Annotated in this window: 5 protein-coding genes and 1 pseudogene; all 6 read left to right on the top strand. The window is 36.2% G+C overall.

Features of this window, described 5'->3' with window-relative positions:
- The first annotated feature begins 439 nt into the window (after positions 1-439).
- Positions 440-4618: an ATP-binding protein gene (locus tag J7E85_RS33175; protein ID WP_215164210.1), complete on the top strand. Its 4179-nt coding sequence runs from the start codon at positions 440-442 to the stop codon at positions 4616-4618.
- 331 nt (positions 4619-4949) lie between these two features.
- Positions 4950-6563 carry a TIGR02391 family protein gene (locus J7E85_RS33170; RefSeq protein ID WP_215164209.1) on the top strand — a complete coding sequence of 538 codons (1614 nt, stop codon included), beginning with the start codon at positions 4950-4952 and terminating at the stop codon, positions 6561-6563.
- A gap of 742 nt (positions 6564-7305) precedes the next feature.
- Positions 7306-7989 (top strand): hypothetical protein, encoded by a 684-nt coding sequence (locus tag J7E85_RS33165; protein ID WP_215164208.1) that lies wholly within the window; start codon positions 7306-7308, stop codon positions 7987-7989.
- On the top strand, positions 7952-9925 hold the full coding sequence (locus J7E85_RS33160; RefSeq protein ID WP_215164207.1) for a hypothetical protein: 1974 nt from the start codon (positions 7952-7954) through the stop codon (positions 9923-9925). The genes J7E85_RS33165 and J7E85_RS33160 overlap by 38 nt, the downstream gene beginning before the upstream one ends.
- A gap of 19 nt (positions 9926-9944) precedes the next feature.
- Positions 9945-10916 carry an ATP-binding protein gene (locus tag J7E85_RS33155; protein ID WP_251036229.1) on the top strand — a complete coding sequence of 324 codons (972 nt, stop codon included), beginning with the start codon at positions 9945-9947 and terminating at the stop codon, positions 10914-10916.
- A 16-nt stretch (positions 10917-10932) separates the two neighbouring features.
- Positions 10933-11251 (top strand): annotated as a pseudogene (locus J7E85_RS33150) (hypothetical protein); the annotation flags it as partial.

Below are 11251 nucleotides of genomic sequence, written 5' to 3'. Positions count from 1 at the left end.
CAGTTTGCATACAGGCCCTAGGAGATTGACACAAATGTACCCCTTTGTTTGGCGACTACGACACAAAACTCCCCTTTTACTCGGCGAAGAGATATTTTACTAAAATCTTTAGAGCATTTCTCTAGCTTAACGATAATTAATCAATTTGGGCAATAGTAAGTCTAGATTTCTATAAAAATCGTTAGTTTCTAGGAAGTTATATGAGTGAATACCAAAAAAATAAGCCGTGTAGTCTGAACTGCACTGCACTCTAAATATTAGATACCATCTAATATTGGAGTTACAGTTTTTATTTGGATAGGTTTAGTACAAGAGATTTATATTTCAAACAGTAGATGATAACAGATTGCAGGATTTTCCATATGGAATCTAGAAATGAGATACAAGAAAGTAGGTCTACAGGATCATGTAGTAAGTTCTTACACTAAGGAGAATCAATATGTCAATTGAATGGAATTACATAAGAACATTTAATAAATCTCAAAATAATGCCTTTGAAGAATTGGTTTGCCAACTCGCTAGAGAAGAAGAAATAAGTGAGAAAAAAGAATTTTACCGTGTTGCCGCCCCTGATGGAGGAGTCGAGGCATATTGTGTTTTAAATAATGGGGATGAACATGCCTGGCAAGCAAAGTATTTTTCTACAATGGGAAACTCTCAATGGAACCAATTAAATGAGTCCTTTGAAACAGCGATTCGAACACATCCAAATTTAACAAAATATTATATTTGTATTCCTTTAGATAGACAGGACCCAAGAAGAGAAAAGCAAATGTGGTTTATGGATCGTTGGAAGGAAAAGGTGCACGAATGGACAGAATACGCTCAAGAAAAAGGAAGGAATATTAGTATTGAATATTGGGGGAGCTCCGAACTCATCCACAGGTTATCGCAAAAAAAACATGCTGGAAGAACTCGATTTTGGTTTTCACAACATGAATTTACAGATGAGTGGTTCAAAAATAATGTAGAGTACAGTATCGCAAATTTAGGGGAGCGTTATACACCTGAACTAAATGTTGAATTAGAAGTTTCAAAAGCATTTGATTTTATGAGTAGAAACGAATCTTTTCGTAATAGTATAAAACAGACATATCATGTTTTTCTATTAGCCCTTAACAAAGCCATTAATCAATTAAGTAAACTCCCCCTTGAAAATGATATACAGAAATTATTGAGTGTGAAAGAAAATCTTGAGATGGAATATTTGACATCACAAAAAGAAGGAATTAATCAAATAAATATTCTTACTCTGAACGAAAATATAGAAACACTTGAGGATGCTCTTTCTCACTGTGAAAGTTACATAGATAGTAATAGAAAAAAAACCACGTATACCAGTGATTATACAATGAACTCAGTAAACAATCTCTGGAATGCAGTCTATGATTTTTCTGTTTTTTTAAGAGGATCATTAATAAAACTTGCCAATACTCCAATTGCTTTGCTTTCTGGACCTGCTGGTATCGGTAAGTCACATCTATTAGCTGATGTTGCACTAAATAAAATAAAGGAAAATAAATCCTGCCTACTCATTCTAGGACAGCATTTTGCATCTGAAGATAATCCTTGGACACAGATTCTTCGTAACTTACTTAGAATTCAATGTAATGAGAATGAGCTGTTGGGAGCTTTGAATGCTAAAGCAGAGGCAGAAGGGGAGAGACTTCTGTTTATAATTGATGCGGTTAATGAGGGTAGAGGAAGATATTTTTGGCCGGAGCATATCAACGGTTTTATTAATGAATTCAAAAAATATCCATGGCTTGGATTAGTACTTAGTATCCGCTCTTCTTATGAAAAACTGATCGCTCCTGACAACTTTATTTCAGATAACAATATTGTTAAACTTAATCACTTTGGTTTTGAAGGATTAGAATACCTTGCATCCAGCTCATTTTTTATGCAATACGGATTAGAACAACCCAGTATTCCATTACTCCATCCCGAATTCAGCAATCCTTTATTCCTTAAATTGTTTTGTGAAGGGCTACAGCGTTCAGGTCTAACGAAAATGCCCAAAGGATTTAGTGGTATAAGCAATATAATCGACTTCTTTATTGATAGTGTTGATAATAAACTTTCGAAACCTTCTTTGTTCGACTATCCAAATGATCGTAAATTAGTTAGAAAAGTAATTGACAAATTGATTGAATATAAACTTAACAAAAGCACTGATATGATAGCGTATGAGGTTGCTTTTGAAATAGCTGACGAGCAATTATCAAAATTTAGTAATAAGCGTCGGTTTCTTGATGCATTAATATCTGAGGGAATCCTGTCAAAGAACCTCGTATGGCACAAAGATAATAATAACTATGAAGAATTTGTTTATCTTGCTTATGAACGATTTGAAGATCACCTTACTACTTCTCATTTGTTAGATGTTCATTTAGATCCAGCGAATCCAGAAACCATATTTCAGGAGCATGAGAAGCTAGCCGATTATATCGACAATTCTCATCAAAAACAAGGAATATTAGAAGCTTTAGCTGTGCAAATACCTGAAAGAATTGGAAAAGAGTTTTATGAACTGCTGAATGAACAACAGAAGAATTATAGATCTGTAAAAGAATCTTTTATTAATAGTTTAATTTGGAGAAGGCCTGAGACAATTAAAGATGGGACAAGGGACTATGTAAATCAATTCATTTTGACTCATAGAGAAAGTCGTGATTTGTTTTTTCAAATGGCATATTCAGTTTGTATTGATCCAAAGCATTTTTATAATGCAGATCGATTTCATGAATACATGATGAAATTCTCATTAGCACAAAGGGATAGTTTTTGGACTACTTACCTTCATGATCAAAATCATGATGGAAGTGCTATGAGAAGGCTTATTAATTGGTCTATGTCAAGTGATGACAAATCCTATTTATTGGAAGAAGTGCGTGTTTTAGCGGCCAAGTCACTTGGATGGCTTTTCACAAGTACGGACATTCATTTCCGCGATTTAGCAACCAAAGCACTAGTAGTGTTGTTAGAGAATAATCTGTCTGTTTCTAAAAGGCTTTTGATTGCATTTGAAGAAGTGAATGATGCTTATGTATATGAGCGTATTTTCGCCGCGTCATATGGTGCCGTTTTACGTTCAGATAACATGAATGGATTAGAGCAGCTTTCGATATATATTATCAATAACATTTTTAATAAAGATGAAGTCTATCCAAATGTCCTTGTGAGAGATTATGCAAGAAATATTGTTGAATTTGCTCAATATAAAGGTGTCATAAAACTTAACGATATAAATATCGTACGACCACCATATAGAAGCCATTTTCCTGTATCTTTTCCAACTAATGAAGAAATAGATTCTTATAAAGCAGAGGATCAATATGGGGGAAGAAATGAAATCCTAAGTTCAATGGTGACTGAATATGGTCGCGGAATTGCAGCATACGGTGACTTTGGTCGCTATGTATTTCAAAGCAAAGTAAACGGCTGGGATAAATTTGATCCAAACGATTTAAGTAATTATGCTTGCCAACTTATTTTTGAGAAATACGGATACGATGCTGTTAAACATGGTCTTTTTGATCGCCATTCTAATAAAGGGGATCGATACAAGAACAAAAAAGAACGAATCGGAAAAAAATATCAGTGGATTGCCTTGTATGAAGTTTTGGCTCGTCTTTCAGACAACTTTAAGATGAGAGATCAGTCTTACTGGGGGAAGAGAAAAAAATACATTGCATATCAAGGACCATGGGAGCCCTTCATTAGAAATATAGATCCAACAGCTTTTAGCCTCTCCACAACTGTGGATTACAATTTATTGGACAATGGATTGCAGAAATATTCGGATTGGGATGGATCAAATGAAGACTGGCTGATAAGAGATAGCGAGTTACCAGACCCTCAAGCCCTCATTTCCATCACAGATACTGCTGGTGAAGAATGGTTAGTCCTGGAAAGAAACCTTTCGTGGAAAGAACTGTTACCAATAGGACAGGATAGAAATGAAACGCCTTATAAGCGACTTTGGTACCAAATACGAAGTTATCTGGTTAAAGAAGAAATGGAAACCGAATTGTTAGGTTGGCTAAAGGAGCAACATCTTATTGGGCGATGGTTTCCTGAGGGATATGAACAGTATCAGGTATTCAGTCGTGAGTTCTACTGGTCACCAGCATATCGTCATTTTAACAACACCAAACCTGCGCAAAAGTGGGAGAAGATATATAAGAACAAATATTACGGTAGCATTATTGCAGAAGTACTTCCAACATCAGAAGGACATAGATGGGAATCAGGATTAGATGAGGAAAAGAATCTCTCATATCTTGCTCCAAGAGAATATATTTATTCTAGTATGAAACTACAATATTCGAAGAATGTAGGAGAATGGCTCGATGAAAAAGGAAAAGTAACGTGTTTTGATCATTCAGTTAAAACGGGGGGCTCTCTGGGTCTATTAATTAAAAAAGATTCGTTTGTTCAATTTCTAACTGAGAATAAATTAAAAGTTTTTTGGACTTGTTTAGGGGAAAAGCAAGTTATTGGAGACTCTTTTAACGATCGTTATAATAAATGGTTGGAACTCTCGGGAGTATATAGCATACATCAAGGAAATGTTGATGGTGAATTAAAGATCTTTAAACAACAAGTTAATTAATTATGTCTCTGCGGAATTATATGACTTCTTTTTTTAAGAAATATTTTGGTTACTTAAGTTACGATGTTGATCATTAGTAAAATGAGTAAAAAGCATAGATGATTAAAACATGCTTATGTAATTTTCTAGGCGCTCATATGACTCACATCTTTGAATGCATTTATTGGATATGATTCTACATTACCCGCTGTCATTATCATAATTGGGTCGAAGTAATTCATCATCATAAATGGGTAACTTGTCGATCAGCACCTCTGGAGCAGGAGTTAAGACATTTGGCTGAATAATAACATATGCAATTGCATGTAATTTTAGGCTTGGAGTGATTAAGATGACATCAAAAATACAATGCCCACTTTGTGGTAAAGATGCAGTACAAATTAGGGACCGGTCTGAAGTATACCTGATTAACTGCCAGAGTTGCGGTAACTTCCAGATCACTCGCGAGTGCTTGGATGACTTACCCGCTGAGAAGAAGCTTAGATCGCAGTTAATCAAGGTATCGGCGTTCACCAGATACCGGACTATCAACAAAGAGTCGGTGGCAACATTATTCATCAGTGATCCTGACAGCTATTCAGAAGGGTATTCGATTCAACAAGTCGTTGATCAATTCCCATCCGTTCCGGAACGTAAACTGAAAGTCCTACAGAACCTTAAATGTCTTTCTAAATATTGGGGCGATACGGTATCCATTGATCGTAAAGACTATGCTGTATTCTTCCCAGAAGCAAATGAAGAGCAGCCGAGCCTAATGATGATGAGGACTTTAGTCGAAGAAGGCTTAGTTTCAGGTGCGGTGAAGTTCCCAACACAACTTACGGTAACGGAAAAAGGTCATTCTCTGTTGAGAGAACTTGAAGCAACCATAACAACATCGCCATCACCAAAGGCACCTGCTCTTGAAGAAACGAAAACGCGCACTCTCTTAGTCCAACCCAGTATTCTGGAAGGACTACATCCAAGAGTATTGGAGGTTGCCCAAAAACTTTTCCAGGATGGACATTTCCGATCAGCTGTCCTTGATACATATGTAGCATTGGATAATGATGTCCAAAAGAAAAGTCATCTCCCCACTACTGGGAAACCTTTAATGGACAATGCATTTTCTAAAAATAGTCCTATTCTAAAATTGAGTAATGCTCCAGACGCCCAATTAGGCGCAATGTTACTTTTTTCAGGAGCAGCTATGGGGGTACGTAACGTCTTAGCGCATGACCAGAAGGCGAATCCATCTGAACAGGAAGCATTAGAGCTCCTGTACTTCGCATCGACGTTATTTAGAAGATTAGACCTTGCAGTAAATGTTGAAGCAGAAAAGCTTATGGAGAAGATTTCTCAGCTTAAGTTCACGCTGGACGGAACGGAATCCTCTTTGAACTGCGAAAAACTTAGAGCCTACCTAGCACCTTCAAGGGAGTATGTTGACAGTGCGTTGCATAGGCTTTGTTTCCTTCAAATTCTTGAAATAATCAAAAGCGGATACTTCAATGACCAAAATGCTGGTATCAACTTGTTATTGGAGTGGAATGCAGCGATCTTTGACCACATAACCTATGATGACCATATCGAGTTGATTACCTACATTTATAAGGCAGCAGGTTATACGCGTCCATCCCAAGTTGCTGAAGGGTTGATAAGGGATGGGTTTAAGCCAATAACAAAGAGCCTTAAGTTATTTCAGGAAAACCTACTTTTTAGTACCGAGGTATTTCGCGAGGTGCTTAAGAAAGTTTGGTGGGAAGATGCCTTTTTCAAATCAATCGTAAACTATGCTGATCTAGAGTTTCTGGTACCTTTCCTCAATAAAGTAGTCGATAAAGAGTTCGAGTTAACCCCACGTGACGTGAACAATCTCAGTTATGAGTTGAATCGTGCAGGACGAAAAGGACTTGAAGGACTAACCGATAAGATTGACAAGTTAAACAAGAAGCTTAATAGTTAGCACAAAACCGCCAGGTAAAAACTGGCGGTTTTATTTTGCTTCCTTCTTTATCTGGTTATCTCCTGTTAATGTACAGAAAGTTCTAAGCTTTATCGACCATGTCACTTTCAAAAAGATGAGTTGTCTATTCATTTTCGCCGTTATCTTGAGCATATGCTTGAGTTGCATAACGATAAATTCAGAATGACTTTGTTCCATCAGGTTTCGCGTATTAACTAAACGCAGCTTTAATTTACTAAGTCCATCGCATAAGTCCTAGAGAGATACTAAACTGAAAGGCTGTGGAACAATAGCTCAATAAATACGTGGAGGCTTGCCTCTTCTCGAGTTTCTTTATAGTACCGACGCAGTTAATAAAATAAACTTTTAGGATAAATTCAGGAAAACTGTTCAGCGTTTGTTAATGCTAAAGGTTTAACACAGTGAGAAGTTTGTTTTACAAAGAGAGTTCAGAGCGTGTCTAGTAAATATCAAAAAAGCCGCATGGACATCTATAAAGCACTATTTCGTTTCATTACAGATTCACGTTCTTGGGGCGTAGGGCCTTTTCGACGATTCGGTGTGCTTTGATACTTCACACTGATGGGCTATGAATTTTATTCAGTGAGACAAAGATGTTGTTGATCGTTGTAATCAAAGGTCACTACTTTTCGCCAAAAGCAGTGCTTTTTCGCCAAAGGACTATTCCTCTAATGTGGAGAATATTATACTGATTTCCAAACAAATTTAAGGGGAATTTAGCATGTATTCACCTATTAGGGAAATAAAGAACGAAATGGGTCGAGATAGATTTTTTGTTTTTAGTCGAAGATTGAAGAGAGAAGTAAAGCTCTACGGAAAACTTCAATATGATCATTGGGCAATGGTTGAAACAGACCTTTCAGTACAGGATTACTGCGAAAGGCCGAAAAAGATTGTGGTATCTGTTGCTGGTGAAATCATTGAAACAATATTTGATATGTGGGTAAAAACAAGCACAAATGAAGAATTTATTTTTGTAAGTAATGCTCATGATATAAATTTTAATGACAACCGGAGTAAACAAAAAAAAATCAAAGAACTATTAGCTCAGCAAATTTGGTGTAAGGAAATGAAACAAAACCATCGAGTGGTTACCGAAAAGGATATTAGACACAACCCTATTCTTCTTGCAAATAAGAAAACTCTTATTCCTTATTTTTTACCAAAGAATGAACTTAACAACGAGCTCTATCAAAAAATAACTGATACGGTTCGAAGTCAATCAATGAGTATCCGAGAAATCGAAAAAATTCCCGGATTCCATGCTATATCCGTAAGAAATCAGATTTATGCCATGATCTATCATGGGATTCTTAAATTTAATCATAATCATGAATTTATTTCTTCTCTCACGGAGGTGACCCTAAATGACCAGAAAACGCATGTTGGAAAGGTTGAATATTGATTCAAAGTATTTGGACATAAACAGTTGGCCGATGGTTAATATTCTTCAACTTACTCCTGAAGAGCAAAAAATATATAAACGTAGGGAGCAAGCAGTAACTCTTTATATGCAGGATACCGTAGATTTAAATGAAATTAAGAATCAAACAGGTATAGATCCCAAAGAGTTAAGGGAATTTGTACGGCGCTGTTTGGAATTCGATACTGAAACACAAGCCATTTGGGGATATAGGGCTTTGATTCCCCGGAAAAGAACTTCCCAATATACTCGAAAAGCAGCTCTAGAATCAGATGCAAAATCAAACCAAACCATTAAACTCAACGGTGCTTTTTCAGCCCTCCTACGTCAATTTCCCGAAATTGAGAAAAAAGTTACTAGCGCTTATCTACGACGCAAGGAATCAAATGTGAGAAGGCCTGCTCTTACTGGGGAAGAAATACACCGCTATTTTTTAAAATTATGTGAAGAGAAAGGAATAGGTTTACATCAGTATCCATTTAATACAGAGGATAAAGCTTATCGTTCCTTGTATCGTTTCTTCGAAAAAATCAAGAAAACTCACTTTACAGAGGCAGCAAAACTTTATGGAGAAGAATCTGCAAGGCAATCAAAATGGCAAGGGAACAAAAACGAAACAGAGGACTTATTACTAAGAAAACCGTACCAGCGCGTTCAGTTTGATGGTCATAAAATTGACGCCATATTCACCATCACATTTACGACGCCTGAAGGAGATACCATTACTGAAGTGATTGATCGAATTTGGCTTCTTGTAATTGTTGATGTGGCAACAAGAGCTATCCTTGGCCATCATCTATGCGTTAATAAAGAATACAATCTGGATGATGTATTACATTGTGTTCGTAACTCAGTAGTGCCCTATAAAGAAATCACTTTTACAATTCCAGGTATTTCTTATCACGAAGAAGGAGGTATTCCTTCTGCTAAAATCCCTCAAGCAGAATGGGCACTTTGGGAAGAATTTAGTATGGATAATGGGCGTGCTAACTTAGCAAAACTCGTTAAGGACAGATTGCAGCGAATCGTAGGTTGTAGCGTTAATTATGGACCAGTTAACACTCCCGAACTGAGGGGTATAATTGAACGATTATTTCGAACGTTGGAAGGATTGGGTTACCGCAAACTCCTAAGTACGACTGGAAGTAATCCTTCTGATCCTATTAGAAACAACCCTGAAGATCAAGCAAAAAAATACGATATATCTTTAAATGATCTAGAAGAATTGACGCACGTCCTTATTTCAGATTATAACGGAATGCCCCACAGCGGTATTCGTAATTTTACACCTATAAAATTAATGCAACAACGGATTGAAAAGGGGATGGAACCTAGAATTTTAGACCCATCTGAGAGAAAGGGGGCGGCCTTTTTCTCACTTCAAACTAAAAGGACTGTGACAGGGAATGTTAAGCAAGGAAAAAGACCATTTATCTACTATGAAGGAGTACCTTATCGTAATGATGTTTTATCGAATAGTGCTCTTTTGATTGGAACAGATTTAACCTTAATTGTAAATATAGATGATATTCGAACGATACGGGCGTTCTTACCAGACGGAAGTGAATATGGTTACTTAACTGCATATGGTATATGGGGAGTTACTCCTCATTCACTTCGTACTAGAAAAGCGATCAATAAATTAAAAAAAGATCGAAAAATATTCTTCAATTCCTATCAAGATCCATTCCAAATTTACCATGAATATATAGCTTCAAAAGCAAAATCAGTAAAGAGTATGAGAAATAAGCTGGCTCAATTGCAAAGAGATCTTCAAACTGAAAAAACGATGCAATTAGAGAATGAAGAAGAAGTCCAACGAGTAAATGATACACAACCTCATTGGCATAGTATAGAAACATCAGATCAAGATGACGAAAACAATGAGGATCGCCCTTTTCGAACGTATAATTTCTAAATTTTGAGGTGAGCTTATTTTGAATACTTATCAACGTCCATTAATTCCTCCTAATACCCATCCAATTGAAACTGGTAGATATTTTATTGGTACTAAAGAAGTAAGGAGAATGTATAGTCACATTAAGCAATGGATCGAAAATCGCGCACCTGGTGGAATCGCTCATGGACGACCAAGATTAGGGAAAACATGGGCAATTAGTTATATGGAAAAGGAATTACCTATCGATTTTGGGGAGGATTTGCCTGTATTAAAAATAAGATGCGAGCAAAATACCCGAATCAATGAAAATACGTACTATGAAGAACTTCTGAAGCAGCTGGGGCACGCGTTACCTTATTCGGGTCGTAAACCTTTAAAAAGTGATCGTTTAAATAAATTCCTTCAAGAAAAGGCGGAACGTTCAGGCAGTAATCGCATCATACTATTTATCGATGATGCTCAACGTCTAGTTCCACTCCAATACAACGTACTCATGGATATTTATAATTACTTAAAAGAATGTGGTATTAGTTTGACAGCTATCCTTGTTGGTCAGGAAGAATTGAAGCATGTTAGATCAGCTTTTATTAATGCAAAACAAGGACAAATCGTGGGGAGATTTATGGTTCATGAGTATAGTTTCTCAGGTATTAAAACAAAAGATGAACTTAAAATTTGTTTAAATGGTTATGATTCATTATCAGAGTACCCTACTCATAGTGGTTGGTCTTATACAAGATATTACTTTCCTGATGCTTATGACCAAGGATTTCGCCTCGAGCATTGCACAGAAGAGTTATATTCCACTATTGAAAATGAAAGAAAGGTAAAAGGAATTAACAAGCCCTTAGAGATCCCGATGCAGTATCTTACATTAACCGTAGAGTATGTATTTAAGAGATATGGAATTAGCGGAAAAAACGTTACTAGTCTTTCACAGGTCCATTGGTTAGACGGTTTAAAAAAATCTGGGTATATTGAAAATGAACTGTATAATGATCTGATTTAAAGCAGGTGACATTAAATTGATTCCACATTTTAAACGATACTTATTTTCTGAAAATGGATCACTAACATGGAATCGTTCTTGGATCAACGAATTAGAGTCTCCATGGTCTATTTTTGAGAAGGTCAAATTTGCAAACAATGCTTCAACAAAGGAATTGTTTGAATTATTTGGTAATGATGTGATTAAAAACAAAAAAAGTAGAATTGGAAAAAAGAATCATAATCTTTATTCGTTATCTGCTTTTGATGATGAATCGTTTAAAAAATATCTGGGATTCTCTTTAAAGGCATACAATAAAGACACCCTTGATGAGATGAGGCCACTGAAAAAGTCCT

Source organism: Paenibacillus sp. ISL-20 (assembly GCF_018613005.1).
GTDB lineage: Bacteria > Bacillota > Bacilli > Paenibacillales > Paenibacillaceae > Paenibacillus_AQ.
This window is presented reverse-complemented; position numbering and strand designations above follow the sequence as displayed.